This is a genomic window from Synechocystis salina LEGE 00031, assembly GCF_015207985.1.
Taxonomy (GTDB): Bacteria; Cyanobacteriota; Cyanobacteriia; order Cyanobacteriales; family Microcystaceae; genus Synechocystis; species Synechocystis salina.
Map to the genome: position 1 here is coordinate 44,068 of NZ_JADEVV010000011.1, position 25,126 is coordinate 69,193.

26 protein-coding genes are annotated in these 25,126 nt (G+C 48.1%); 15 read left to right on the top strand and 11 right to left on the bottom strand.

Going from position 1 to position 25,126, the window contains the following annotated elements:
• Positions 1-69: 69 nt before the first annotated feature.
• The gene (locus IQ217_RS05490) at positions 70-1,227 is read left to right on the top strand and encodes an abortive infection system antitoxin AbiGi family protein (RefSeq protein ID WP_194019200.1); all 1,158 of its coding nucleotides are present in this window, start codon (positions 70-72) and stop codon (positions 1,225-1,227) included.
• A 164-nt stretch (positions 1,228-1,391) separates the two neighbouring features.
• Here IQ217_RS05490 and IQ217_RS05495 read toward each other — a convergent pair whose 3' ends face one another.
• Positions 1,392-2,051 (bottom strand): SDR family oxidoreductase, encoded by a 660-nt coding sequence (locus IQ217_RS05495; protein ID WP_194019201.1) that lies wholly within the window; start codon positions 2,049-2,051, stop codon positions 1,392-1,394.
• A gap of 49 nt (positions 2,052-2,100) precedes the next feature.
• Positions 2,101-2,778, bottom strand: a complete 678-nt coding sequence (locus IQ217_RS05500) for a uracil-DNA glycosylase family protein (RefSeq protein ID WP_194019202.1) — start codon at positions 2,776-2,778, stop codon at positions 2,101-2,103.
• Positions 2,779-3,012: 234 nt separating this feature from the next.
• On the opposite strand from IQ217_RS05500, the gene IQ217_RS05505 reads away from it, so the two are divergent.
• From IQ217_RS05505 to IQ217_RS05515, 3 genes are all read left to right on the top strand, one after another.
• On the top strand, positions 3,013-3,207 hold the full coding sequence (locus IQ217_RS05505; protein ID WP_190597907.1) for a hypothetical protein: 195 nt from the start codon (positions 3,013-3,015) through the stop codon (positions 3,205-3,207).
• 270 nt (positions 3,208-3,477) lie between these two features.
• On the top strand, positions 3,478-4,389 hold the full coding sequence (gene dacB, locus IQ217_RS05510; protein WP_228025698.1) for a D-alanyl-D-alanine carboxypeptidase/D-alanyl-D-alanine endopeptidase: 912 nt from the start codon (positions 3,478-3,480) through the stop codon (positions 4,387-4,389).
• A 26-nt stretch (positions 4,390-4,415) separates the two neighbouring features.
• Positions 4,416-5,735 (top strand): FAD-binding oxidoreductase, encoded by a 1,320-nt coding sequence (locus IQ217_RS05515; RefSeq protein ID WP_194019204.1) that lies wholly within the window; start codon positions 4,416-4,418, stop codon positions 5,733-5,735.
• A 117-nt stretch (positions 5,736-5,852) separates the two neighbouring features.
• Here IQ217_RS05515 and psaJ read toward each other — a convergent pair whose 3' ends face one another.
• On the bottom strand, positions 5,853-5,975 hold the full coding sequence (gene psaJ, locus IQ217_RS05520; protein ID WP_010872732.1) for a photosystem I reaction center subunit IX: 123 nt from the start codon (positions 5,973-5,975) through the stop codon (positions 5,853-5,855).
• 100 nt (positions 5,976-6,075) lie between these two features.
• Positions 6,076-6,573 carry a Photosystem I reaction center subunit III gene (locus IQ217_RS05525; protein ID WP_190597904.1) on the bottom strand — a complete coding sequence of 166 codons (498 nt, stop codon included), beginning with the start codon at positions 6,571-6,573 and terminating at the stop codon, positions 6,076-6,078.
• 310 nt (positions 6,574-6,883) lie between these two features.
• Here IQ217_RS05525 and tsaD point away from each other — a divergent pair, with 310 nt between their 5' ends.
• The 4 genes from tsaD (at position 6,884) to IQ217_RS05545 (ending at position 10,611) form a co-directional block, all read left to right on the top strand.
• Entirely contained in the window at positions 6,884-7,930 is a 1,047-nt protein-coding gene (tsaD, locus tag IQ217_RS05530; protein ID WP_194019205.1) for a tRNA (adenosine(37)-N6)-threonylcarbamoyltransferase complex transferase subunit TsaD, read from the top strand.
• A gap of 185 nt (positions 7,931-8,115) precedes the next feature.
• Positions 8,116-8,661, top strand: coding sequence for a ribosome maturation factor RimM (gene rimM, locus IQ217_RS05535; protein ID WP_194019226.1), 546 nt, complete (start codon positions 8,116-8,118; stop codon positions 8,659-8,661).
• Positions 8,662-8,764: 103 nt separating this feature from the next.
• A complete protein-coding gene (locus IQ217_RS05540; RefSeq protein ID WP_194019227.1) occupies positions 8,765-9,694 on the top strand; it encodes a UDP-glucuronic acid decarboxylase family protein in 930 nt (309 codons plus the stop codon).
• Entirely contained in the window at positions 9,691-10,611 is a 921-nt protein-coding gene (locus IQ217_RS05545) for a DUF4351 domain-containing protein (protein ID WP_194019206.1), read from the top strand. Before IQ217_RS05540 ends, IQ217_RS05545 begins: the two co-directional genes overlap by 4 nt.
• 43 nt (positions 10,612-10,654) lie before the next feature.
• On the opposite strand, the gene rsmI is transcribed toward IQ217_RS05545, so the two are convergent.
• The 6 genes from rsmI to IQ217_RS05575 all read right to left on the bottom strand — a co-directional run bounded on the left by rsmI (position 10,655) and on the right by IQ217_RS05575 (position 16,031).
• On the bottom strand, positions 10,655-11,494 hold the full coding sequence (gene rsmI, locus IQ217_RS05550; RefSeq protein ID WP_194019207.1) for a 16S rRNA (cytidine(1402)-2'-O)-methyltransferase: 840 nt from the start codon (positions 11,492-11,494) through the stop codon (positions 10,655-10,657).
• Positions 11,494-11,715, bottom strand: a complete 222-nt coding sequence (locus tag IQ217_RS05555) for a hypothetical protein (RefSeq protein ID WP_228023938.1) — start codon at positions 11,713-11,715, stop codon at positions 11,494-11,496. Before IQ217_RS05555 ends, rsmI begins: the two co-directional genes overlap by 1 nt.
• A 73-nt stretch (positions 11,716-11,788) precedes the next feature.
• Positions 11,789-12,700 (bottom strand): tRNA (adenosine(37)-N6)-dimethylallyltransferase MiaA, encoded by a 912-nt coding sequence (miaA, locus tag IQ217_RS05560; protein WP_194019208.1) that lies wholly within the window; start codon positions 12,698-12,700, stop codon positions 11,789-11,791.
• A gap of 6 nt (positions 12,701-12,706) precedes the next feature.
• Positions 12,707-13,822: a Gfo/Idh/MocA family protein gene (locus tag IQ217_RS05565; protein ID WP_194019209.1), complete on the bottom strand. Its 1,116-nt coding sequence runs from the start codon at positions 13,820-13,822 to the stop codon at positions 12,707-12,709.
• Positions 13,823-14,109: 287 nt separating this feature from the next.
• Positions 14,110-15,021 carry a gamma-carotene 1'-hydroxylase CruF gene (gene cruF / locus IQ217_RS05570; RefSeq protein ID WP_194019210.1) on the bottom strand — a complete coding sequence of 304 codons (912 nt, stop codon included), beginning with the start codon at positions 15,019-15,021 and terminating at the stop codon, positions 14,110-14,112.
• A 107-nt stretch (positions 15,022-15,128) separates the two neighbouring features.
• The gene (locus IQ217_RS05575) at positions 15,129-16,031 is read right to left on the bottom strand and encodes a cytochrome c oxidase subunit II (protein WP_194019211.1); all 903 of its coding nucleotides are present in this window, start codon (positions 16,029-16,031) and stop codon (positions 15,129-15,131) included.
• A 79-nt stretch (positions 16,032-16,110) separates the two neighbouring features.
• Between IQ217_RS05575 and IQ217_RS05580 the strand changes: the two genes are divergently transcribed.
• Together IQ217_RS05580 and hpnI are read left to right on the top strand one after the other, a co-directional pair.
• Positions 16,111-16,893, top strand: a complete 783-nt coding sequence (locus IQ217_RS05580; RefSeq protein WP_194019212.1) for a pantothenate kinase — start codon at positions 16,111-16,113, stop codon at positions 16,891-16,893.
• Complete coding sequence (gene hpnI, locus IQ217_RS05585) at positions 16,871-18,109, top strand: bacteriohopanetetrol glucosamine biosynthesis glycosyltransferase HpnI (protein WP_228023940.1); 1,239 nt, start codon at positions 16,871-16,873, stop codon at positions 18,107-18,109. The genes IQ217_RS05580 and hpnI overlap by 23 nt, the downstream gene beginning before the upstream one ends.
• On the opposite strand, the gene IQ217_RS05590 is transcribed toward hpnI, so the two are convergent.
• On the bottom strand, positions 18,099-18,560 hold the full coding sequence (locus tag IQ217_RS05590) for a hypothetical protein (protein WP_194019213.1): 462 nt from the start codon (positions 18,558-18,560) through the stop codon (positions 18,099-18,101). The genes hpnI and IQ217_RS05590 overlap by 11 nt on opposite strands.
• Before the next feature lie 529 nt (positions 18,561-19,089).
• Between IQ217_RS05590 and murA the strand changes: the two genes are divergently transcribed.
• The 5 genes from murA to IQ217_RS05615 all read left to right on the top strand — a co-directional run bounded on the left by murA (position 19,090) and on the right by IQ217_RS05615 (position 25,125).
• Positions 19,090-20,406 (top strand): UDP-N-acetylglucosamine 1-carboxyvinyltransferase, encoded by a 1,317-nt coding sequence (murA, locus tag IQ217_RS05595; protein WP_190597892.1) that lies wholly within the window; start codon positions 19,090-19,092, stop codon positions 20,404-20,406.
• 107 nt (positions 20,407-20,513) lie between these two features.
• Complete coding sequence (gene fumC / locus IQ217_RS05600) at positions 20,514-21,914, top strand: class II fumarate hydratase (protein WP_194019214.1); 1,401 nt, start codon at positions 20,514-20,516, stop codon at positions 21,912-21,914.
• Positions 21,915-22,218: 304 nt separating this feature from the next.
• Complete coding sequence (locus IQ217_RS05605; RefSeq protein ID WP_190597890.1) at positions 22,219-22,746, top strand: hypothetical protein; 528 nt, start codon at positions 22,219-22,221, stop codon at positions 22,744-22,746.
• 85 nt (positions 22,747-22,831) lie between these two features.
• On the top strand, positions 22,832-23,299 hold the full coding sequence (locus IQ217_RS05610; protein WP_194019215.1) for an OsmC family protein: 468 nt from the start codon (positions 22,832-22,834) through the stop codon (positions 23,297-23,299).
• A gap of 173 nt (positions 23,300-23,472) precedes the next feature.
• Positions 23,473-25,125 carry an acetolactate synthase large subunit gene (locus IQ217_RS05615; protein WP_190597888.1) on the top strand — a complete coding sequence of 551 codons (1,653 nt, stop codon included), beginning with the start codon at positions 23,473-23,475 and terminating at the stop codon, positions 25,123-25,125.
• Position 25,126: the final 1 nt, after the last annotated feature.

The following is a 25,126-nucleotide window of genomic DNA, read 5'->3' on the forward strand; positions in this document are numbered from 1 at the left end:
TGCGGACTCTAATCCAACAGTAAATTGAAGTAACTTGCTATTTTAATTTAATACAAAATTAATAAAACAATGACAAATACTCCAAAAAGAAATCTGAAACCAACTTTTCAGTTGACTCCTGTAGACAAACCAGACATGTCTCCTTACTTATTTCATTTAACGACAAAGGATAATCTTATTCAGATTCTTAAAGATAAATTTTTAAAATTACAAAAACCTCGCGGTAGTCACTCAGACAAACATGATTATGCAATGGTTTGTTTTACAGAAAGTCCACCTTTTGCATTAGATTTTTTTAGATATAGGTGGAATGACAATAAGGATAGAGATGATTTAAAATACGGAATAGGTTTTAGCAAGGAAAAAATGGTTAGAAAAGGAGTTCGTCCAACTGCTTATTTTGATAGAGAGTTAATAAAACTTGTCCAATGGCTTCAAGAAAAATTGAATAATAATAAAGAAAAGTATGAAGTAGAAAATAAAGAGATGCATAAATTGGCAGGACAGATATCACCGTTAATTTTTGGAAATATAAATAGTCGAAATAATTTACAAGGTTATTCATGGGAAAGAGAATGGCGGTACACAAAGGGAAACAAAGAAGACATAGAAAAAGAAACTGAGGAGGAATATAAATTAAAATTTAATTATGACGAGATAACATATATTTGTTGTCCTGACGAAGATAAAAGGCAGATTCAGGAAATAGTTGGAAATACTCCAAATATCAAATACTTGAAGACTTGGGAGGAATATAATGAAATAATTGATTTTTTGAGCGCAAAAGATTCCTATCAAGAAGATGAAGTAGAAGAATTAGAAGAAAAGCAACATCGTATTAGAAATTTGATTATCCGTTACGAATCAGGCTATCAACAGATAGACAAATTAAAAGAACATCTAGATCATATAACTGAAAGCATAGAAGATAAAATAGAACGGCAAAATATTATTAATATAATCTCAAATAAACTCGGAAAAGATGCAGCTACCGGAGGGGTAGAAAAAATAATAAAAAAGAGTAATATGAGCATAGAACGTATTGTTAATAATCTTGCTTATACTCTTTGTAGTGAATATACAGACCCAGGTCGCTTTTTATTTAAGAGCATAGAAAAAGACTACTACACTACCTGTTCTGAAGATAAAAAAATAGATGAAGTTAATAAACAAAAAAATAAAATCATGGGTGAACTTGACCAATTTAGAAAAATAGCTGGATCTTGAAGTCTGATTGCTTGCGAAAAATCATGCCTACTTGAAATAAAATTAAGCCAATAAAGTTTTATATTAGGTCTGTATTAAAAATATATTATTTTACACCCTAATAATCCCCAGCTCATGCAATTAAATGCTAACTGGGGAAAAAAATTAGATTTCTGTGATTACGGCTAGGCAACTACGGCAAATAATTCCTCAAAGGACTGTACGGGAATATCCGGCTTACTGATAATTTCAACAATTTTATTTTTGGCACTAGGAGAAAGGAGAGATTCCACACAGACCTCTGCTACTTTTTGTCGGGGAATACTACCATCAAATAATGTATCCGCCCCGGCCATAACAATGGCATTGTCGTTATCCTCATTTTTGAGTCCTCCTGGCCGCACAATGGTGTAGGGCACACCGCTCTGACGGAGATAATTTTCGCCCCACTGTTTCCAGACCAAAATTAGACCGAACAGGTTGAGGGGATGGAAGAAATTGGATACACAGAGGGAAGAGACCAGCACCAATTGTTCAATGTCGCTGGCCTTGGCCACATCCACTAGGTTGCGGGTACCCAAATAATCCACTTTAAATGGCCCGGTCAAATCCACACTCGGCCTGGCTCCGGCCGCACTAATCACCGTAGTGCAATCGGCGATCGCCGCTTTGATAGTTTCCGGTTCCAACAAATCCCCCACCATAATTTCCGTCCCTGGGGGCAATACCGCTTTAGCACTGTCATAGTTCCGTACCAAAGCCCGCACTGCAATTTGGCGATCGACTAGGGTGTTGACAACCCGTTTGCCCGTTTCTCCGGTGGCACCGACAACTAAAACTTTCATAGGTAAATTTGATGGATTCTGGAGTAATGTAACCGCCCTCAACCTAGAGCTAGAAAGCAATTTCCGCCAAGCGGCGTTGCAACATTTGGGGAAATTGGCCGTAGTACCGCTTATTTAACGGTGAAGGATGGGGTAAAGGCATTAATTTAACAATTTTTTGACTACTTTTGCCCGCTCCTGTGTTGGCTTTGATCAACACATCTAAGGAAGATTCATAGCGATCGCCACCCCGGAAAAATTCATCCAACTGTCCCTTAGCGCCATAGGGGGCGAACCATTTAAAAGCTTCCGTTCCTAGGGTAATAATTTGTTTGCCCTGCCAATGGAACACCAATAACTGCTCCACAAAAGGACGAAACCGCTCCTTCACCTTAACGGAATAGGCCTTATTCTCCGGGGGTTTGTAGGGCACTGTATTGGTAAGCAAAATCCTTTGGCAAACAGTTTGCAGATCGTCTTGACCTTTGGGCGTCCGACCTTGCCAAGCTTCAAAAAAGCCCTTCCTCACTAAGCGGCCCGCCGCTCCGATCAAGGGTTGTCCTTGGCGTACCTCATCCGCTCCCAGATCTCGACCAAAAAAACAAAGCTGACTGCCCAGATTCCCTCCGAACAAAATCGGCTCTAGGGCATCCTTGCTGGCCTGCTGGTAAATGGGAGAATCTAAGGGAAAAGGCTCCCGTTCTGCTTCTTGACGAATACTACGGATCAGGGTTTGAAGCTCTGACATGGAAAAACTGAATAACTGATTGGCAAGAGAATTGGCAAAGGAAACTAGGCACCCAGGGCCCAATTTAGGGAGAAATGTCCCAGGGCCACAGACAGCTAAATGTTAAAGACTGTTGCAGAAGCGTGCGTCTCCGCTAATGCCATGGTAGTTTTTATAGGGATCCCAAGTCCCTCGGTTGGATACTTTTCAGTTATTTTTTTAGTTAACAGCATTGCTCAAGGAGGAAAAAGGACAGTGTCAGCGACCCCGGTAGATCTTCCCCAGCCCCAAGAAGCCATCAGTGATTACGTGGCGGAATTGCAACTGCACATGACTCTCCAGGCCCGTAACCTGGTGCCTACCCTAACCCAAGCCCCCGGGCCATGCCATAGCCTTGTGCATGAAAGCCAAGCCATGGTGGAAAAAATTATCTCCCGCCAGCGTCGTTAGGAAGTTTTCTTAGTACTTCCTGATATTCTCTGCAGCAGAGTCAAGCCAAGAAGTTTTCATTTCGTCCTGAATAATGGTTTCCCCGATGGCCTACCAATGGTTGTCGACGATGGTGGTATAATCCTGACTTTGCTGCATCAAAAATGGTGCGTCACAAAAAAGCCCAAACCTAGAGATGGAAGGTAGCAGTGCCTGTGTGGTTGGACCAAGGTCAGACCTGAAGCAATCTGCTCCCCCATGGTTCGCGGTTCTGAACTTTATTGGAAGCCCATGATCAAAAATCGTTTTCCCTGGCTAAAAGTTGGCGCCCTTGCCACCAGCGCTGCCCTGTTAAGCACCACCCCGGCCTTAGCCGACCAGCCAGAAACCTTTGCCAGCGTTGACTATTTTCAGGGTAGGCAGTCAGTTCCCATCGAAGTGGAAATGCCAACGGGGGGATTTGGCAACATTGGTTCCCCTATTTACCAAGGGGCTTGCCCTGCTACCTTTGAACCCATTGTGCAGCGCATTGTGGGGGCCAAGGCCATCGCCAACTGGGGGGTATTGGTGGAACGATTGGACGATCGCCGGGTGCTATATAGCCATAACGAAAATAAGTTCTTTATTCCTGCTTCCAACGCGAAGATTTTCACCACAGCGGCGGCTCTACAAAGGTTGGGTCCCAACGCCACAGTGCGTTCCCAGCCCCTGCGTAACTGGGTAATGACCACCAATAAACGCTCCAACAACAGCTATGCAGAACTGTTGCTCAACACCGTGGGGGGGCCAGGGGCCGTTAAAGCGGCGGTGGCAGAATTGGGGGTTAATCCCCAGGGTTTTCGAGTGGCAGACGGTTCTGGTTTGTCCCGCAATAATGCGGCTACGCCCCGCTCCCTAGTAGATACCCTCCAGGCCATGTACCGCAGCAATAACAGCAGTTTATTTGTTTCTTCGATGCCGATCGCCGGTCAGGACGGTACTTTAGCCCGGCGCATGAAAGCCACCACGGCCCAAAATAACGTCTTTGCTAAAACAGGAACCCTGCGGGGGGTACGGGCTCTGTCCGGCTATGCCAACACCCCTGCCCACGGCACTGTGGTTTTCAGCATTTTGGCCAACGATTGGAGCCGCTCCGGAGATAACCTCGTGCGGGCCATTGACCAGTTAGTGGTGCAAATTAATAATATGGGAGCCTGCGACTAATCCATAGTTAGTAAGGGATCACAGCAATGGACTGGTCAGCAATTGCGGCATTATTGGCGGCCGAGGGTTTGGAGGTGATTCAAGACCCCCAGCAGAGGCAGAAACTATCCACCGATTATGCCCATTTCAGCCCCATTTTGACTGAGCAGTTACGGGGTAAACAGGCGGATCTGGTGGTGTTGGCCCGCTCAGAAGCGGAGGCGATCGCCGTGATCCTTTGCTGTGTAGCCAATCAAATTCCCCTCACAGTGCGGGGGGCCGGCACGGGCAATTACGGCCAATGTGTTCCCCTCCAGGGGGGGATTGTGTTGGATTTGTCCCCTATGCAAAGGATTGTCAGCCTGGAAGCAGGGCGAGCAGTGGTGGAACCGGGGGTAAAGTTAGGCAAGCTAGAACAGCAGGCTAAGCAAATGGGCTGGGAATTACGGCTCTTACCTTCCACCTACCAAACGGCGACGGTGGGGGGCTTTGTCAGCGGCGGCAGTACCGGCATGGGGGCAGTGAACTATGGCACCCTCTTTGACCCCGGCAATGTCCAGAGCCTGACAGTGTTGACCATGGAGGCAGAACCCCAGCGTCTGGTTCTAGCTGGTGAGGCCGCCCAACCGGTCATCCACGGCTATGGCACCAATGGCATTATTACTGAAATTACTTTGCCGTTGGCCCCGGCCTTACCCTGGCAGGAAGCCGTTGTTAGTTTTGCCGATCTATCAGCGGCGATCGCCTTTGCCCAGAATTTAGCTAACCAGGACGGCATTGTTAGCAAGGAAATTTCCATTCAAGGCCATCCCATTCCGCAATATTTCAGCAGTTTAAAAAATTATTATCAGCCCGGTGACCACTGGGTAATGGTGATTGTTTCCGCCTTAGATTGGCTAGCTTTTACGGAATTAGCCAAGTCAAATAAAGGGCAAATTATTTTTGAACAAAATCCCCAAGCCCCTGGCAAAAAAGTTAATTTAATTGAATTTAATTGGAACCACACTACCCTGTTGGCTAGGGCCATGGATTCCAGCCTCACCTATCTCCAGGTATTTTTCTATCAAGATTTAGAACAAATTCTTACCCTAGAAAAACTCTTTCAAGATGAGATTATGTTCCACATCGAAATGATGCGCATCCAAGGGGCAATGTGTTTGGCTGGTTTTCCTTTGGTTAGATTTACCAACGGCGATCGCCTAGAAGAGATTATGGCAGCCCACCAAAATTTAGGCGCCAGAATCGCCAATCCCCACACTTACAGTTTAGCTGGCGGGTCAGTACAACCCCTGCCAGAATCCCAATTAATGTTTAAACGACAAGTAGATCCTTTTAATTTACTCAACCCAGGTAAATTGACCGATTGATCTGGTAATTCAGCTATTTTTAGCAAAAAAAATTGGCTAGGATTTCAATCGTAAATCCTAACCAAAGTCTTGTCTCACCACACACAATAGTGAGAGAAATTCATTTGCCCAGTAAAACTAGGGGTGGAAAAGAAGATCGGGGTAAAAACGATTAAACTCGATCAAAATGCCAGCGGTGAAAGTCAACAAAGCCATAATCATGACCGGAGCTGTTGACAAAAAGGATTTCAAACCGTCCATAAATTGAGTCTCCAGAATTGACAAAGATAAACAAAAAATAAGTTCAGAATTAAAGGGGGCTAGATATGGGGCAATAACACCAATCTTTCCCCGTCCCTAACTAGCGGGGGGAGGTGGGGATTTCTGAATCCTTCATCACCAGTTTGCCAGAAGTATATTCTCCAGCAGCGGCCAGGGGCCAGAGGAATCCACCCAACATTTTTTTGATGGCGAGGGGGACATTGATGACCACTTCCTGCATTTCAGGATTTTTGCTTTCCCGAATTTCAATTAGGTAGGAACGACCAACCCAACCGATCCAGCCAGCAATGTAAAGGAACAAAATGCTAGGAATCAGAAAATCACCGGCATGGGTGAAACGGCCGTCCACGATCAGGTGGGGATAGCCTTCGGGACCACAAAGGGCGGAAGCATAACGTTCGGCCCGGATTTTGCCGGAGTTGGGATCGTCGGTAGTGTTGAGATAGTTCTGGGACTTAGCTTGGAAAGCGGGATTTTCGCTACAGGGGGTCAAATTGGCAAAATCGTCCGCCGAAGCGGTCGGGGCGAAATTAAACCAGAGTGTAAAGGCTAGGAGCAACGCCAACAAATGTTTCATAAAAATCGTTTCCTTGGTTAAACAAAAGACTAAAAAGGCGGCTATTGACAACTCCCTCACCCAGAGGCGTGGGATTCTTGCTTCCTTGGGTTTGTCTAGTTCCAGCTCATTTTTGTTCTGAAACCTTGGCCAGATTCCCCTCCGCAAGCATCTACTTTAACGTCCACGATGTGCCCCACCGCAGACAAAACGGGTCATAAACAAGCCAGTTGAGCAACCTGTTACCGTGATCCGGAGATCGTTAGCCGATAATAGGAAAGACAGGGCTAATAAACCGTCGTCTTTTGGATCAAACTCAAACTAGCAGAGAATGGCAATCATTTTAGCAATTGAAACAAGTTGTGATGAAACCGCGGTAGCAATTGTAAATAATCGTAACGTTTACAGTAATGTGGTTTCTTCCCAGATACAAACCCATCAAGTTTTTGGGGGGGTAGTACCGGAGGTGGCCTCCCGTCAGCATTTGCTTTTAATTAATGCCTGTCTCGACCAAGCTTTGCAAGGGGCTGGTTTGGGGTGGCCAGACATTGAGGCGATCGCCGTGACGGTGGCTCCGGGGTTGGCCGGGGCGTTGATGGTGGGAGTAACGGCGGCCAAAACGTTGGCCATGGTGCACCAAAAGCCCTTTCTGGGGGTACATCATTTGGAAGGCCATATCTATGCCAGCTATCTGAGTCAGCCGGAGTTGCAGCCACCCTTTTTATGCCTATTGGTATCCGGTGGCCATACCAGTTTGATCCACGTTAAGGGCTGTGGCGATTACCGACAATTGGGCACCACCAGGGATGATGCAGCGGGGGAAGCGTTTGACAAGGTAGCTCGTCTGCTGGATTTAGGTTACCCAGGGGGGCCGGCCATTGACCGAGCGGCTAAAAATGGCGATGCGGCTGCTTTTAAGTTACCCGAGGGAAAAATTTCCCTACCCCAGGGGGGATACCATCCCTACGACTCCAGTTTTAGTGGTTTGAAAACTGCCATGTTGCGCCTTACCCAGGAGCTAAAGCAAAGCCCAGAACCTTTCCCCGTGGATGATTTAGCAGCCAGTTTCCAAGATACGGTGGCCCGTTCCCTGACAAAGAAAACTATTCGTTGTGCATTGGACCATGGCTTAACCACCATTACTGTGGGAGGAGGGGTGGCCGCCAATAGCCGCCTACGCTATCATCTCCAAGCCGCCGCCGAGGAAAATCAATTGCAGGTTTTTTTCCCACCCTTAAAACTTTGTACTGATAATGCCGCCATGATTGCCTGTGCCGCCGCTGACCATTTCCACAACGGCGATCGCTCTCCTTTGACCTTGGGTATTCAGTCCCGCCTTGCGGTGGAGCAGGTAGGTCAGCTTTACGTCACGAATTAGCTATTTCCCAGTGGACAATAGGTTTCTGTTTAAAAAGCCTTTGGTCCCCCTTAGTTTCGGGGAAAACTAGAGAAAAGCCTCCCAGTATTGGGGGGTTTAGAAGCCAAACTAAAACCTTGTCAACAGTCCCCCAAAAGACGAACGATGGTGGAGTCCGAGAAATTTTAACGAAACATCAAAAAAATATGATCCAAACCATGGAAACGGAAAATTGGCTAGAAATTGGTACCATTGTTGCACCCCAGGGCATTCAGGGGGAAGTGCGGGTTCTTTCAGCCTCAGATTTCCCCGAAAGATTTTTAACCAAGGGTCAGCGGTGGATTAGAAAAACAGCTCAGGACACCCCCCAACCCCTCACGCTCAAAAAGGGCAAACAAATTCCTGGCAAAAACCTTTATATTCTTCGTTTCGCTGAAATTACCGACCGCAATCAGGCGGAAGCCTTGGTCAATTACCAACTATTGGTGCCCGCCACTGATCGCCTACCGTTGGAGCCGGGGGAATTCCATGTCACTGATTTATTAGGGTTGATTGTTTACGACCACAACAATGGCGATCGCCTAGGGATAGTGACAGATTTCTATAGCGCCGGCAACGATTTGTTAGGGGTAACTTTGGATAAAAGCCCGGACAAAGAAGTGCTCATCCCCTTCGTTGAAGCCATTGTACCTACCGTGGAACTAGCGGAGCAACGGCTGGAAATTAAAACCATTCCAGGACTATTGGATTGATCTCAAACCTTTCCTCTGTGGGGGGTAGACATATTGGATTTCATTGCTGTCTAGGCATTTGCCAAATGCTAAAATGACGCCATTTGTACAAGTTGGGGTAAAGATGCGGATTTTGGTCACAGGGGGAGCAGGCTTCATTGGTTCCCATCTTATCGATCGCCTGATGGCCCAGGGCCACGAAGTTTTATGCCTGGATAACTTTTACACCGGCACAAAGCGGAACATTATCCAATGGTTAGATAATCCCAATTTTGAACTCATTCGCCACGACGTTACCGAACCCATTCGCTTGGAAGTCGACCAGGTTTACCATCTAGCCTGCCCAGCCTCCCCCGTCCATTACCAATTCAATCCCGTTAAAACCATCAAAACAAATGTGATGGGGACTTTGTATATGTTGGGTTTAGCTAAACGGGTTGGCGCAAGGTTTTTATTGGCATCCACCTCGGAAGTGTATGGCGATCCAGACGTTCATCCCCAACCGGAAAGCTATCGGGGCAATGTTAATACAATTGGTCCAAGAGCCTGTTACGACGAAGGGAAGCGGGTGGCAGAAACCCTAGCTTTTGAATATTATCGAGAGCACAAAGTTGACATTAGAGTAGCAAGAATATTCAACACCTATGGCCCCCGAATGTTGGAAAACGATGGCCGGGTGGTGAGTAACTTTATTGTTCAAGCATTACAGGGTAAACCCCTCACAGTTTTTGGCGATGGCTCCCAAACCCGCAGTTTCTGCTACGTATCCGACTTGGTGGAAGGTCTAATGCGCCTCATGAATGGGGATTACATTGGCCCAGTTAATTTGGGTAATCCGGGGGAATATACCATTTTGCAACTGGCAGAAAAAATCCAGACCGCCATTAATCCTGATGCGGAGTTAATTTACCAACCCCTACCGGAGGATGACCCCAAACAGCGGCAACCGGATATTACCTTGGCAAAAAACTATTTAAATTGGCAACCAACCATTCCCCTAGATCAGGGTTTGGCCATGACTATTGAAGATTTCAAATCTCGCCATCAAGAATGATTGACCATGATCGCCTCTTCAAGGAACTTTTAACAACTTTTTTTGTAGAATTTCTTGATCTGTTTTTTCCCCAGGTACTGGATTACTTAGACCAAGATTCCTTGATTTTTCTCGACAAGGAAATTTTTACCGATGTAACAGTGGGCGAAAGATACGAAAGTGATCTGATTGTCCAAGCCAAATTTAAAGGGCAAGATGCTTATTTCCTAATCCATGTGGAAGCCCAGGCGACAAACCAGTCCCAGTTTAATCAGCGGATGTTTCAATACTTTGCTCGCCTCCATGGCAAGTTTTCTTTGCCAGTTTATCCCATTGTGATTTTTTCCTACGATCGTCCTTTAAAGCCGGCTCCCCAGGAATACCGTGTTAACTTTCCCGACTTATTAGTACTAGATTTTAAATATAGAGTCCTTCAACTTAACCAACTCCACTGGCGGGATTTTTTGTCCCAACCCAATCCCGTTGCTTCGGCGTTAATGGCAAAAATGCAGATTGCTCCCCCAGACCGTGCCAAAGTTAAGGCTGAATGTTTGCGACTATTGGTAACCCTCAAGCTTGATCCGGCTAGAATGCAATTAATCTCTGGCTTTGTGGACACCTATCTCACTCTCAATCAAGCGGAAGAGACAATTTTCAAAGAAACCATCGCCGAATTTTCCCCCCCAGAACAGGAGGATGTTATGCAGTTAACAACCAGTTGGATGCTTCAAGGTATTGAACGTGGACAAAAATCTCTGCTACTCAAACAAATTAGGCATCGTTTTGGCGAGTTGGATGAAGTTAATCTGACGAGAATTGACACTCTAACTGTGCCCCAATTGGAGCAGTTGGGAGAAGTCCTGTTGGACTGCTCTGATTTCACAGAATTAAAACAATGGCTAGCGGCCCAAGCTGGAACTCCTGAGCGAAAAACTTAGTGAATTTCCAGAGGTGGGTGTTGCCATGGGAGTTGGCCAAGAATCAGGTTTCAGCTTCCAGTTCCAAACTGAGTTGATAAAGTTGCCGACGGGGCAGTTTCGTTGCCTCCGCCAGTTGGCGACTGGCCTGGGAGCGAGTTAATCCTTTAGCCATAAGGCTTCTCAGTTCGTGCCGTAGATTTTCTTCGGAGAAGTTAGCCCTCTCCTGCGGTGGTGCCCCGGCAATTACCAGGCAAAATTCCCCTTTCGGTGTGTTTTCCGTGAAATAGGCGATCGCCGTTTGCAGATTTCCCCGCCAAAATTGTTCATGGTATTTGGTCAATTCCCGGGCCACAGTTAAGTTCCGTTCGGGGCCGAAAACAGTCTGCAGATCAGTCAAGGTGGTCAATAAACGGTGGGGCGCTTCGTAGAGGATAATAGTCCGCTGTTCTAGCACCAGACTCTGTAACAACTGCTCTCGGGGCTGATTTTTCGTGGGTAAAAAACCTTCAAAAACAAAACGTTCCGTGGCTAAACCGGAGCTAATCAAGGCCGCAATCAAAGCAGTGGCCCCAGGGATGGGCACCACCTCGATCGCCAACTCACCACAGGCGGCCACCAACTCCTGCCCTGGATCGGAAATGCCTGGGGTCCCCGCATCACTCACCAAAGCAATGTTTTGTCCCCCTTGTAATTTGGCCAATAGCTCCTGGGTGCGGCCATGGCGATTATGGTCGTGGTAACTAATCTGGGGCGTGGTGATTTGGAAATGTTGTAATAATTTGCCCGTGTGCCTGGTATCCTCCGCCGCAATTAAATCAACTTCCTGCAGGGTTTCCACCGCCCGGGGAGTCATATCGCCCAAATTGCCAATGGGGGTCGCCACCAGATAAAGAATGCCCATTAAAGCCCCAAGTTTTCCTGTTTTCTGGCCTTAAAGGAAGCCCGTAACCAAATGGTGCCGGAAACTAGGGAAGGGGCTAAGACGAAAATAGTGCCAGTGATAATGGGGTGTTGTCGGGCCGTTTCTGAGGAAAGCATCACTGCCAAAATAAATGCACAGTAGAGCACCCCCAAAAGTGGGACTCCCATTACCAATAGGGCAAATTTCGTATCCTTATCCATGGCCATAAGCGTGAAAATCCTGAGGGAAAACTAGCAATAATGCCATTTTAAGAATTATTTCAGCCGGCAATACTTAAAACATTCCTCTGTTTTTCTGGACATGCAACAATTTTATCGCTGACTCTAGTAAGTTTTCCTGGTTAGGATCAAGCCACTGGATGGACGGGTCTTTGCGGAACCATGTGCGCTGGCGTTTGGCGAATTGTCTGGTGTGGACAATGATTTGCTCCGTAGCTTGGGCCAGGGATATTTTGCCCTGGAGATATTGTTTAATTTCAGCATAGCCGAGGGTATGGAGCAGGGGTAAGTTTTCACCGTACTGATGGATTAAACTTTCCACTTCCCCCACTAAACCGGCCTCAATCATGGCGTGGGTGCGGCGGACAATTCTCGGTTGGAGTTGATCCGGTTCCAGTCCTAGGCCAATTTGCACAATGGGATAGTCCGGGGGATTTTCCCCTTGGAGAGCAGAAATGGCTTTGCCAGTGGTGTAGAAAACTTCCAAGGCCCTGAGGGTACGCACCACATCAGCGGGTTCAATTTTGCTTTGGGCCATGGGGTCAACGTGACCCAACAGTTGATAACAAAAAATTTGTCCTAAATTAGCCAATTGTTCCCGTAGCTCTGCCTGGGGGGGAACGGCGGGAATTTTTAACCCCCGCACGATCGCCTGAATGTACAAACCAGTGCCTCCCACCAGAAGAATGGGTTGGCTTAATGACGCAATTAACTTCTCGGCTTGCCGTTGATACTCCGCTAGGGTGAAGTTTTCCGTCGGTTCGCAAATGTCAATCAGGTAATGGGGCACCCGTTGGCGATCGTCGAGGCTGGGTTTAGCGGTGCCAATGTCCAATTGTCGATAAATTTGTCGGGAATCGGCCCCCAAAATAACTGCGTTTAACCTCTGGGCCAGGGCCATGGCCAGTTGGGACTTCCCGCTGGCAGTGGCTCCACAAATAACGATCAGGGGCGGAACTTTGGCCATGGAAAACTATCGGGCCAACAGGCGATCAAGATCCGGCACGGTCACCCATTGTTTTTGTTGATGGGCTTGCTTAGTCAAATCCATTAATAGTTGGGAGTAAACCCCATGGCGCAAAGATGGTGTAGGAGTTCTCCTTTGCAAGATACTCTGTGCCCATTCATCCACCACCCGCACCACCGGAGCCAGGCGACCATCGGCAAATACCTTCGGAAAGTCTAAACGGGTTGGTACCGTCAACTCCTGCATTGGTTCCCCGGCAGGATGATGGAAAATTTTGAAGCCATGGACGTAATCCTTGAGGTTGTCACTGCCCAACACCAAACTACCTTTTTCGCCATAAATCTCTAGCCAATGGCCCCGACCACCATAGGCCACGGAGGTGATATTTACTTGGCAGGGAACGTCGTTGTCCAAAGTTAAGCTGATTAGTGCTGTATCCTCTGCTGTCACTGGCTTCAGGCGATTATGGTCCAACGGATCGGGGCGCTCGGCGATCGCCACACTCAAATTAGCGGACAAACTGTGGGCCGGGCCGAATAACCAATGTAAATAATCGAACGTGTGGGAGGCCAAGGCCCCTAAGGCTCCCCCACCTTTTTCCCGTTGGGCATACCAATTCCAAGCTCGTTCAGCATTGGCCCGACTGCCCACCAGCCAATCCACTTTAATTAACCTTAGTTTGCCCAAAATTTCCCTTTCCAAAAGTTCCGCCACGTACTGCCAAGCGGGCACAAAACGAAATTCAAAATCCGGCATCACCGTTACCCTCCGTTGCTGGGCCAGGTGATAAAGTTCAATTGTTTCCTCTACCCGCAAAGTCATTGGTTTTTCCAGTAACACATGTTTGCCGGCTAAAATCGCGTCCCTAGCCATCTCAAAGTGGAGGAAGGGGGGACTAGCAACGGTCACCGCTTTGATATTTGGATTAGCCAGTAATTCAGGCAAATTGTCATAACTGTGGGGTAAACCCTGGGATTGGGCTACTTCTTTGGCCTTGGTCAAATCTCGATGGTAAATGGCGATCGCCTGGGTTTGATCGTGGTATTGCAGAGCCGGCAAATGGACAGCCTGGCCAAAACCGGTACCAATGACGGCCACGGTTAGGGTTGAGGAATTAGTCATGGAAAATTGTTGGGAGCAACAGACTTATACTCTCCCACACAGGGTTAGCCGGAAACAAGAAGAGGCAAGACTTGGGGCCTGTTGGCAAAATTCTAGTTTGTCTTTCCAATCAACCGAATGAAGCGACCACAATGATGGAGTTACTTTTTCTCTACTCGCCGCTCAAAGTCGGAGGACATGGGGGCTTTTCAAACAACCTTTTACCAACCATTAGCTAAGCCCCAACCAGGGTTTTGGTCAGGGCAAGCAACATTAGGCAAAGTTTGGCTAGATGGGATAGTTAAAAATTATTTAATCGCCGCCAAATCAGCTTTATCCTGCTCAATTACCGATTTCAAGCGGGAAACTGCGGTGGAACGGGAATCTTCCCCAGCCCGACGGTAGAAGTATAAAGCCGGTGCAACCCCCAACAAAAAGCCGAGGAAAATGGGGGGATAAATATGGGCGCCAATGCTCATCACCATGGCGAAGCCAAAATTGCCCAGGTACATGGCCAAGGGCAGGGAGTAGTCAACTTCGGGGATTTCAACTTTATTGACTCGCCAAATAATGGTCGCCACGATCATAAATATGGCCCCGGTGCAGAACCAGCCAGCGAAGTTTTGATAGGGCATGCCGAAAAATCCCCCCGGCACATCCCAGACCCAAAAGGGCATAGTCGTTTGGCTCATGGCGGGGTCTAAAACAAAGTCCCAGGACATTAACAAAGTTGCCCCCACGGCGATCGCCGTCAATTCTTGGCCAAAGCGGGGCAAATTACTGTGACGCAGACCGGCCCGTACCAGGAGGTAGGAGCAGAATCCTAGGTAAAACCAGGAAAGGGGAATGGTGAAGGGCACTAGACCGGCAATTTTATAACCCAAGCCCGATAGATAGCGGTAGTAGCCAAAGGGAAAACCAGTGCTGGTTCCCAACAGTTCGGCGGAAACGGAAATGCTGAGGGCGGGAATCAAAAATCCGAGGGTAGGCAACAGCCCCAAGGTGCGGAAGGCATAAACAGCCACAGCGGCAAAGCCCAGGATCATGTAAGCCACGCCACCACCGGCCATGGACCACTGGAAAGCTGTCTGGCCAATGGGAGGTAACTGGGCCACGAATTCTGGGTGGGGCAACACCAGCAATAGTCCTGCCAGGCCAAAACCCATGGAGGCAATGTGCCCAATTAGTAACAACCGCTCAATCCGCATTAGTTTTTCCATTCAGTCCCTACCGCTAAAACTACATTCAAATTCTAAGTCATTATAGTTTACAAATCTTTACTACCAGCGGTGGATTGCTGGCCCAGGATAACAACCTATTTCCATCCTTATTTACGAATTGCAGGGGAAACGGTGGGCCAACCACTTTTGAAGGGGGTGCCAGGGGCTTGGTTGAATTCATCCAGAGCTGGATTGGGTAATTGCCCTGGGGTAAGGGATTTTTGACTTTCTAGCCAGGCTTGGTAATCGGACACAGATTGCACCACCACTGGGGCCGTCATGACGGCAAAGTAGGTGCCACTAAATTGGGAGTCGTGGAGTTTGTATTCCCCCAGGCGATTGGGGGTAAAGCTAAATTCAATTTCTCGGTTGGGCACAATGTCCTGCTTAATGCGGAAATTAGGCACGTAAAACCCGTGGAGCACGTCTGCCGAAGTCATATTCAATGTCACTCGGCGATCGAGGGGCAGATGCAATTCATGGCTAGTAACCCCGGCATTGGGATAGGTAAAAGTCCACAGCCATTGTTTCACTTCCACGCCAATTTTTTCGGGGTTGATACTACTCCCCTGGGCCATGGCCAATGTTGCAGGAGGGTCGGCAGCGATCGCCTTTTCCCCCAGTAATTGAGGCACTTCCACCACGGGTAGGGGGCCGAGCACATTCATGCGTTGATAGGTAACGTAGTTATACCAAGCAATCCAAGTAACAAGGATGAGGGGCACCACCGTCCAAAAAGTTTCCAAACGAGCGTTACCCCGGATGGGGGCACCCTGGGGGTTTTTCAGGGTAAAGCGATAAAAAATAATTGAGTAAACCAGAACGCCGGTCACCCCCAAGAAAACCACACTGCCAAGGCTGACCAAAAAGCTAAATAAATCTCCCACCGGTTGAGCTTCCTGGGCGGCGGCGGCGGGTAGCCATTGGTAGGACTGTTGCCCTAACCACAGACTAATTCCCAGGGTAAAAGCAACGTAAACCACCAATAGGATGAGATTTTTGCGACTCATAGTTAATCACTCTGGTTAGTCGTGGTCTAATGGGAAAGCTGGATTAGCTCAGCCTGCCGAGGGCAGGTATTTGGTTACCGTGGAAACATTGAAGCCGGGTTTTGGTTTGGCTCCGGATCATGACAAGCAAAAACCTTGGTTAGCCCTCATGATAGGCAACTCCCGTTTGCACTGGGCATATTGTAGCGGCAATACTCCCCTCGCAACCTGGGTCACAGATTACAGCCCTGATTTGGACCAGTTGCCGGTTTCGTTGGGAGAAGTGCCCTTCCTATTGGCGTCGGTGGTGCCGGAGCAAACCGAAGTTTGGCAAGCATATCAACCCAGAATATTGACTCTCAAAGATATTCCCCTAGGTAATACTTACCCCAGCTTTGGCATTGACCGGGCTTTGGCTGGCTTGGGGGCGGGGTTGATCTACGGCTTTCCCTGTTTAATCATCGATGGGGGCACTGCCTTGACCATTACTGGTTTTGACCAAGATAAAAAACTGGTGGGGGGAGCGATCCTGCCCGGTTTGGGATTGCAGTTACAAGTCCTTGGCGATCGCCTGGCGGCCTTACCCAAGTTAGAGTTAGGTCCATTGACCCAGTTGTCCCAGTTACCCGACCGTTGGGCTTTGGATACCCCCAGCGCCATTTTTAGCGGTGTTACCTATGGCATGTTGGGGGCATTGCAAGATTATCTCCAGGCTTGGCAAGCACAATTTCCCGGTGCCGCCATGGTTATGACCGGAGGAGATGGCAAGATACTGCATGTTCTATTGGGACAGCATTCCCCTAATCTGGCGGTGGCCCTGAATGACAATTTAATTTTTTTAGGTATGGCCGCCATACAACATGGCGATCGCCCCATCTGTTAGGGTTAATGGTCGGAATCGTTGCAACGTTAATGGAGAAAGGGTGCTTGTGAATTTGGGGGATTGGTGGCAAGCTTTGTCCTGGTTATATCTTTTGCCTGTGGTTGGGGGGATGGTGTACAACCTGCTGACCCTGTGGACTACTAAAGTTTTTCTACAGCGGCCTTTGCTCTGTCAAGATTTTCAACCGGGGGTGTCAGTGCTGAAGCCAGTGCGGGGCCTAGAAAAAAATTTAGAGGCCAATTTACGCACCATCGCCCAACAGGATTATTCAACTTATGAGGTAATTTACTGCGTTCAAGATCCAGAAGATCCAGCCTTGCCCATTGTCAAAAAAATCCAGGCTGAGTTTAGCCCAGAGAAAATTGTCATAGCGGTGGATCAAGTGGAGGCGGGGACCAACGGTAAGGTTAATAATCTGCTGGGGGGGTTAAAAAAAGCCCAGTATGACATTTTGGTGATTAGCGACAGTGACACCCATTTACGGCCCGATTACCTGGAAAACATTGTTAAACCCTTGGCAGATCCTCTGGTGGGTTGTGTCACCACTCCTTTTAAGTTGACCAAAGCCCAAACTTTGTACGAAGGTCTAGAAGTTTTAACCATTAACGCTGACTTTATTCCCAGTGTCCTCTTTGCTGAAGTAACGGGGGCATCCAAGGCCTGTTTGGGGCCTTCCATTGCTATCCGGCGATCGACTTTGACTGACCTTGGCGGCCTGGAAAGTTTAGCGGATTACTTAGTGGAGGACTTTGAACTGGGGCGGCGGGTTTGGACCGGGGGTTTGAAGATGGTTTTACTGCCCTATGTTATTGACGTAGGGGTGGATTTAGAGAATTGGACTAATTGGTGGAGCCATCAAGTTTATTGGGATCAAAATACTTACCGAGCTCGCCCCCTACCTTTTTTAGCCACCATCATTATCCGGGCTGTCCCCTTTGCTCTAATGTTTAGCCTTTGGCACTGGTCTGAACCCTGGGGTTGGCTTATTTTATTAATCACTCTGGCCGTTCGTTATGGCACAGCGGCCCTGGTGGCAAAAATGTTGAAAGACTCCGAAACCCTTCGTTATCTGTGGTTTTTGCCGATGCGGGATTGCTGTTGCCTAATTTTTTGGGCCCTATCCTTTTCCCAAAGACAAGTTTTGTGGCGGGGCATCCCCTATCGCCTGACCAAGGGAGGCAAAATGATGCTGGCTTCCCCTCCCCCTAAAAATTAAAGCGGGATGATTTGAGTCGGTGCTGATTGGCATTAGTCTTAGTGTATTGACTAACGGAGGGATTTCCCTTGGGATCAATTACTCCGGTGGCAGTTTCCCAAAGACTACGGGGCGCCGGGGTAACAACGTAAATATTGGCTTCCTTGCGTACATAGTACCATTGCTTGCTTTGACATTCCGGGCACCAAAATTCTTCTAGCCATTCTCCGGTGAGACTGACAGTAGGGCGATCGCCAAGCACGAGACTAGCTTTTTTATGGGTGTAGCCCCGGCTGCGTAGTTGGACAATTTGATCGGCGTAGAGTCCATGTTTTTGGCTGACGCTATCTAGGTAACAACCGTGGATCGGGCAATGGATGGGGCGGCGCTTAGACCTTTTACGATGGCGGGGACGCTTAGCTTGTCTAGTAGGGAGAAAAGTGACATTGGTGGCAAAATCTGGGCAACCCATGGCTTTAATGAATAAAAATAACGGCTAAAGTAAAGTTCTGATTATCTTCATTGAGTGGGAGCCTACCACAATTTAAGTGAGACCCTTCAACAATTATTCTCCAGACTGGGAAGCATTTTTTGAGAGGGCAAAACTCAAAAACTGAATTGTCGGAGAACTTGGAGTAAAGCGTTGTTCTGGCATGGCTAAGGAGAGGGGAACTTTTGACACGTCCAGCCCTATCTATAGGCCCAGCTTACTCACCCTACTCCGGGCGATTTGTAAACTGAATGTTACAAATTGACTTATCCGGTATAGGATGTTAAGCATATTTGCCTAGACAATTGGTTTTGCACAGTTCTTGCTGAACAATCCCATTGAATGCTAAAAACACATTGGTTGATAAACATAATTTGTTGATCTTGTCTGGGTTGTCCTGGGATGGACGTTGGTGGGGTGTGGGCAACAATGGGTTGACAATTCCCCTGACGACGAAACCAAAGGACTGGTGTTAACTTTTTTCCCCTTTTGTTGGAGGTTGTGAAAACCCGTGCTCCAAGTTGCTACCCCTACTGCTACCGAAGAAACCCAGACGGTCATTGAAATTGAAGGCCGGGCCTCCCTACGGGGGGAAGTCCGCATTAGTGGGGCTAAAAATTCCGCTTTGGCGATCATGGCCGGTACCATCCTTTGTTCCGATGATTGTCGCCTCAGTAATCTGCCTGCCCTGGCCGATATTGACAAAATGTGCCAAATTTTGGCTGCCATTGGGGTCAAGCTCAAACGGGATGGCGATCGCCTGGTGGTGGATGCCAGTCACGTGGGCCATGGCCCTGCTCCCTATGATTTGGTCTCCCAACTGCGGGCCAGCTTTTTCGTCATTGGCCCCCTACTATCTCGTTTGGGCATGACCAAGGTGCCTTTACCAGGGGGATGTGCCATTGGCACCAGGCCGGTGGACCTCCATGTGCGGGGTTTACAGGCCATGGGTGCTGACGTCCACATTGAGCACGGGGTAGTCAATGCCAGCATTAAGGGTAATGGCCGTCGTTTGACCGGGGCGAAAATTTACTTGGATTATCCCAGTGTGGGGGCAACGGAAACTATATTGATGGCCGCCACCCTAGCAGAAGGGGAAACAGTCATTGATAACGCCGCCCGGGAACCGGAAATTGTTGATTTAGCTAACTTCTGCCGTTCCATGGGGGCCCAGATCCGGGGGGATGGCTCTAGCCGCATTATTATCAATGGGGTGGAAAAACTCCACAGCACCGACTTCCCCATTATTCCCGATCGCATTGAGGCGGCCACGTTTCTCTGTGCCGGGGCCATTACCCATTCCGAAATTAGTCTTTTCCCTGTGGTGCCGGATCACCTGGCCTCCGCCATTGCTAAATTGCGGGAAATTGGCCCAGAAGTGGCGATCGATGCCCCGGATCGGGTGCGTTTAATTCCCCGGGATCTGCGGGGCACAGATATTGAAACCCTTCCTTACCCTGGTTTTCCCACCGATATGCAGGCCCAGTTCATGGCTCTGCTGGCGGTAAGTGAAGGTAACAGTGTGGTCACGGAAACTGTGTTTGAAAACCGTCTCCAACACGTGGCGGAGTTACAACGTATGGGGGCTAATATCAAGCTCAAAGGTAATGCCGCCTTTATTCAAGGGGTGCCCTTCCTCTCCGGTGCGCCGGTGATGTCCACCGATTTGCGAGCTTCCGCCGCGTTGGTAATTGCCGGGTTAGCCGCCGAAGGTAAAACCATTGTCCAAGGTCTGCGCCATTTAGACCGGGGTTACGAAGACATTGAAGGTAAATTGCGTAAGCTGGGGGCTAAGTTAACCAGGATTGAACAGCCCGTCAGTCTTTAAAGGTTCCGTCGATTTGATGGGGGGACTAATGGGCGATCGCCTGTTAGTCCTTTTTGCTGATTGTTGGTCACCGCGTTGCCACTAGAAAAACATTTGCAAATTTCGCCATGGTAAATTCCCACCGCATTGAAACCGACAGCATGGGTCCCTTGGAAGTGCCAGCCGATCGCCTGTGGGGAGCCCAAACCCAGCGTTCCCTAATGTTTTTTGACATTGGTAGTGACGTGATGCCCCCGGATTTAATTCGGGCTTTCGGTATTCTTAAAAAAGCGGCTGCTATTACCAACCGGGATTTGGGTAAATTGCCAGGGGACAAGGCAGAGTTAATTATTCAGGCAGCGGACGAAATTATCGCCGGGCAGTGGTTAGACCATTTTCCTTTACGCATTTGGCAGACCGGCAGTGGCACCCAAACCAATATGAACGTTAACGAAGTGATTGCCAATCGGGCGATCGCCATGGCGGAGGGAGAATTGGGTAGTAAAAATCCGATCCATCCCAATGATCACGTTAATATGTCCCAGTCCTCCAACGACACGTTCCCTACGGCAATGCACATTGCGGCGGTGGAAGGTCTGCAAACTAAATTAATTCCCAGTTTGCAAGCTCTGCGGGATAGTCTCGAGGAAAAAGCAGACAGCTTTGCTAGTATCACCAAAATTGGCCGTACCCATCTGATGGATGCAGTGCCCCTAACTTTAGGGCAGGAATTTTCTGGTTATGTCGCTCAGTTAGAACAGGGGTTAACCCAGCTCAATCATTGCCTACCAGGATTGTTAGAACTGGCCCTGGGGGGAACCGCGGTGGGCACCGGCTTAAATAGCCATCCCCAATTTGCAGAAAAAGTAGCCCAGGAAATTGCCCAGTTAACCGGCTATCCTTTTGTTTCCGCCCCCAACAAATTCGCTGCCCTGGCCGGCCACGAGGCGATCGCCTTTGTCAGTGGAGTGCTGAAAAGCATTGCTACTTCCCTAATGAAAATTGCCAATGATCTGCGCTGGATGGGTTCTGGGCCCCGCTGTGGCCTGGGAGAATTGATGCTACCGGCCAATGAACCGGGCTCTTCCATCATGCCGGGGAAAGTTAACCCCACCCAATGTGAAGCCCTGACCATGGTCTGTGTGCAGGTAATGGGGAACGATGCCACCATCGGTTTTGCCGCCAGCCAAGGCAACTTTGAACTGAATGTGTTTAAACCGGTCATCATCCACAACTTGCTCCAATCCATTCATTTGCTCAGTGATAGCTGTGCCAGTTTCCAGCAAAATTTGGTCACAGGATTAGAAGTAAACGAAAGCAAAGTCAAAGAATTTTTAGACAATTCCTTAATGCTCGTCACTGCCCTCAATCCCCACATTGGTTACGACAATGCCGCCCAAGTAGCCAAAACCGCCTTTAGCCAAGGCCTTACCCTTAAACAAGCCGCTGTGCATTTGGGTTTGTTGACCCCAGAACAGTTCGACGCTTGGGTAATTCCTGAGCAAATGATTGCCCCGATCGCCGATTAGGCATTTTGCAAAAAAACGTAGAATGTTGGCATTTATCGTCTATAAACACTGAAAGACAACTGTTATTATTGCTTTTTGCTGCACTCTAATCTAACCAACACATTTTTGGGAATGATGGTCCGAAATTTTCTTGCGATCGCTCCAAAATGGTGTGATGCACCAAATTTTTCCGCATATTGTGACTGTGGAGGGTTTTATACGGAAATTTTCTGCATAATCAATAGTTATGCAGAAATAAAGCCGCTCTACCGGATAGCCTACAATGTTGAAGGGAAATAAGCCTTAGCTTAAAGAGAAGACGGGTATGACAAGTGAATCTTTTGAAAAAATGCTTACAGGAGGGCATCCCAACTCTCTTGGTAGAACAATTGAGGTGGTTGATATAGTATTAGCCAATTCCGCAAGACTTTCGGATTTATACAATTGTTATTTCAGTGCCGATGAAATTGTTCGACTTCGCACATCTAATGCCATCAAGAGAATATCCTTAGAAAATCCTGAATGGCTTGTTCCGTATATTGATAAATTTATTTCTGAAATATCAAAGATTAATCAGCCCTCGGCACAATGGACTTTAGCAAATTTATTTCAGACTCTTTCGATCTTTATGTCGGAGGCACAGAAAACCAGTGCAAAGAAGATTCTTCAAGATAATCTTGAAAACTACACAGATTGGATCGTCTTAAACAATACAATGGATACCCTAAGTAAATGGGCAATAAAGGACTCGATATTAAAAGAGTGGTTGCTACCGCATTTGGAGATATTAGCTCGCGATCCCAGGAAATCGGTTGCAGGAAGAGCTAAGAAAATCAAGACGGATCTGATGTGAGCTAAATCATGTACTTATGATGAAAGCTTTTTGCAATCTATATAATGGGAACGTTAAGCATCAACTAGCCGGAAGGAGACAAAGAGTGTCTGAATATTACGCTTCAGTGAAATGGACTCGCGGAAGAGATGAACCATATATTGATAATAAATACAGTCGTGGACATGTTTGGGAGTTTGATGGAGGAGTTAGCGTATCGGCTTCGTCATCACCTCATGTTGTACCTCTACCGTATTCAGTCGAAGCGAATGTTGATCCTGAAGAAGCATTTGTCGCTTCGTTATCAAGTTGTCATATGCTCTTTTTCCTATCAATCGCTGCCAAAAAAAGATTTGTAGTTGAAAGCTATATTGATGATGCTATAGGCATCGTAGAGAATGACCAATCAGGTAGAATATCCATGACTAAAGTTACTCTCCGGCCAAAAATTGTGTTTACTGGTGACAGAATTCCTTCAAGAGAAGATCTTGAAAAAATGCATCATCTGTCCCATGAACAATGTTTTATTGCCAACTCGGTAAAAACAGTGGTAACCACTGAAATAAATGCTTAACAAGGCGCTGCTACGGAAAATTTGCTCGCCGATTAACCCATTACCGAGGCAACCCTGGGTGCAAAGCTAGAAATTACCTGCCAAAACCCCTCCGGATTCGTTAGGCTAGGGGGAGGTATTGAAAGTACTTTTATTTCAAATAGCTCACACAGCTAGGGGAACTAGGCACCACCATGGGGGAAATGAACACTGCAGACCTATTGGTTCAATGTCTGGAAAATGAAGATGTTGAATACATTTTTGGCGTACCCGGAGAGGAAAATCTCCACATCCTCGAAGCGCTGAAAAACTCACCCATCCGCTTTATTACCACCCGCCACGAGCAGGGAGCGGCCTTTATGGCCGACGTTTACGGCCGCTTGACTGGCAAAGCAGGGGTTTGTCTTTCCACCCTCGGGCCCGGAGCTACCAACCTCATGACTGGGGTAGCCGATGCCAATTTGGACGGTGCTCCCCTGGTGGCCATCACAGGCCAGGTGGGCACTGACCGGATGCACATTGAGTCCCACCAATATTTGGACTTGGTGGCGATGTTTGCCCCGGTGACCAAATGGACTAGGCAAATTGTCCGACCCAGTATTACCCCCGAAGTGGTACGAAAAGCTTTTAAACTGGCCCAGAGCGAAAAACCAGGGGCCACCCACATTGATTTACCGGAAAATATTGCTGCCATGCCGGTGGATGGTAAACCCCTGCGACGGGACAGCCGGGAAAAGGTTTATGCAGCTTTTCGGACGTTGGGCACAGCGGCTACGGCCATTTCCAAGGCGAAAAACCCCATTATTTTGGCCGGCAATGGCACTATCCGGGCCGAAGCCAGTGAAGCTCTGACGGAATTTGCCACTAGTTTGAATATTCCGGTGGCCAACACCTTCATGGGCAAAGGCACCATTCCCTACACCCATCCCCTTTCCCTCTGGACAGTGGGTTTACAACAGCGGGATCACATTACCTGTGCCTTTGAAAAAAGTGATTTGGTCATTGCGGTGGGCTACGACCTGATCGAATATTCCCCCAAAAAATGGAACCCCACTGGAGATTTGCCCATTGTGCACATTGGCTCCACCCCAGCGGAAATCGACAGCAGTTACATTCCCCAAGTGGAAGTGGTGGGGGACATTACCGACTCCCTGATGGATTTACTCAAACGATGCGATCGCCAAGGGAAACCCACTCCCTACGGCGCTTCCCTGCGGGGAGATATCCGGGCCGAGTATGAATGCTATGCCAATGATGATGGTTTTCCTGTCAAACCCCAAAAAATTATTTATGACCTGCGCCAAGTGATGGGCCCCGATGACGTGGTTATTTCCGATGTGGGGGCCCACAAAATGTGGATGGCCCGCCATTACCACTGTGATAGTCCCAATACCTGTTTAATCTCCAACGGTTTTGCCGCCATGGGCATTGCCATTCCTGGGGCGATCGCCGCTAAATTGGTCTACCCTGAGCGCAACATTGTCGCGGTGACAGGGGACGGTGGTTTTATGATGAACTGTCAAGAACTGGAAACAGCCATGCGGGTGGGCACTCCCTTCGTCACGTTGATCTTTAACGACAACGGCTACGGACTGATTGAATGGAAACAGATCAACCAATTTGGCGAATCCAGTTTCATTAAGTTTGGCAATCCAGACTTTGTCAAGTTTGCCGAAAGTATGGGACTGAAGGGTTACCGGGTAGAAGCAGCCGCGGATCTAATCCCCATTCTCAAGGAAGCCTTGGCCCAACCTGTACCCACCGTCATTGATTGCCCAGTGGACTACCGGGAAAATATTCGTTTCTCCCAAAAAGCGGGGGAACTGGCCTGCGAAATTTGGGAGTAGA

Excerpts from the sequence above, each read along its gene's own strand:
- IQ217_RS05490 (WP_194019200.1), top strand. The coding sequence starts at position 70 with ATGACAAATACTCCAAAAAGAAATCTGAAACCAACTTTTCAGTTGACT.
- IQ217_RS05495 (WP_194019201.1), bottom strand. The coding sequence starts at position 2,051 with ATGAAAGTTTTAGTTGTCGGTGCCACCGGAGAAACGGGCAAACGGGTT.
- IQ217_RS05500 (WP_194019202.1), bottom strand. The coding sequence starts at position 2,778 with ATGTCAGAGCTTCAAACCCTGATCCGTAGTATTCGTCAAGAAGCAGAA.
- dacB (WP_228025698.1), top strand. The coding sequence starts at position 3,478 with ATGATCAAAAATCGTTTTCCCTGGCTAAAAGTTGGCGCCCTTGCCACC.
- IQ217_RS05515 (WP_194019204.1), top strand. The coding sequence starts at position 4,416 with ATGGACTGGTCAGCAATTGCGGCATTATTGGCGGCCGAGGGTTTGGAG.
- psaJ (WP_010872732.1), bottom strand. The coding sequence starts at position 5,975 with ATGGACGGTTTGAAATCCTTTTTGTCAACAGCTCCGGTCATGATTATG.
- IQ217_RS05525 (WP_190597904.1), bottom strand. The coding sequence starts at position 6,573 with ATGAAACATTTGTTGGCGTTGCTCCTAGCCTTTACACTCTGGTTTAAT.
- tsaD (WP_194019205.1), top strand. The coding sequence starts at position 6,884 with ATGGCAATCATTTTAGCAATTGAAACAAGTTGTGATGAAACCGCGGTA.
- rimM (WP_194019226.1), top strand. The coding sequence starts at position 8,116 with ATGATCCAAACCATGGAAACGGAAAATTGGCTAGAAATTGGTACCATT.
- IQ217_RS05540 (WP_194019227.1), top strand. The coding sequence starts at position 8,765 with ATGCGGATTTTGGTCACAGGGGGAGCAGGCTTCATTGGTTCCCATCTT.
- IQ217_RS05545 (WP_194019206.1), top strand. The coding sequence starts at position 9,691 with ATGATTGACCATGATCGCCTCTTCAAGGAACTTTTAACAACTTTTTTT.
- rsmI (WP_194019207.1), bottom strand. The coding sequence starts at position 11,494 with ATGGGCATTCTTTATCTGGTGGCGACCCCCATTGGCAATTTGGGCGAT.
- IQ217_RS05555 (WP_228023938.1), bottom strand. The coding sequence starts at position 11,715 with ATGGATAAGGATACGAAATTTGCCCTATTGGTAATGGGAGTCCCACTT.
- miaA (WP_194019208.1), bottom strand. The coding sequence starts at position 12,700 with ATGGCCAAAGTTCCGCCCCTGATCGTTATTTGTGGAGCCACTGCCAGC.
- IQ217_RS05565 (WP_194019209.1), bottom strand. The coding sequence starts at position 13,822 with ATGACTAATTCCTCAACCCTAACCGTGGCCGTCATTGGTACCGGTTTT.
- cruF (WP_194019210.1), bottom strand. The coding sequence starts at position 15,021 with ATGGAAAAACTAATGCGGATTGAGCGGTTGTTACTAATTGGGCACATT.
- IQ217_RS05575 (WP_194019211.1), bottom strand. The coding sequence starts at position 16,031 with ATGAGTCGCAAAAATCTCATCCTATTGGTGGTTTACGTTGCTTTTACC.
- hpnI (WP_228023940.1), top strand. The coding sequence starts at position 16,871 with ATGGCGATCGCCCCATCTGTTAGGGTTAATGGTCGGAATCGTTGCAAC.
- IQ217_RS05590 (WP_194019213.1), bottom strand. The coding sequence starts at position 18,560 with ATGGGTTGCCCAGATTTTGCCACCAATGTCACTTTTCTCCCTACTAGA.
- fumC (WP_194019214.1), top strand. The coding sequence starts at position 20,514 with ATGGTAAATTCCCACCGCATTGAAACCGACAGCATGGGTCCCTTGGAA.
- IQ217_RS05605 (WP_190597890.1), top strand. The coding sequence starts at position 22,219 with ATGACAAGTGAATCTTTTGAAAAAATGCTTACAGGAGGGCATCCCAAC.
- IQ217_RS05615 (WP_190597888.1), top strand. The coding sequence starts at position 23,473 with ATGGGGGAAATGAACACTGCAGACCTATTGGTTCAATGTCTGGAAAAT.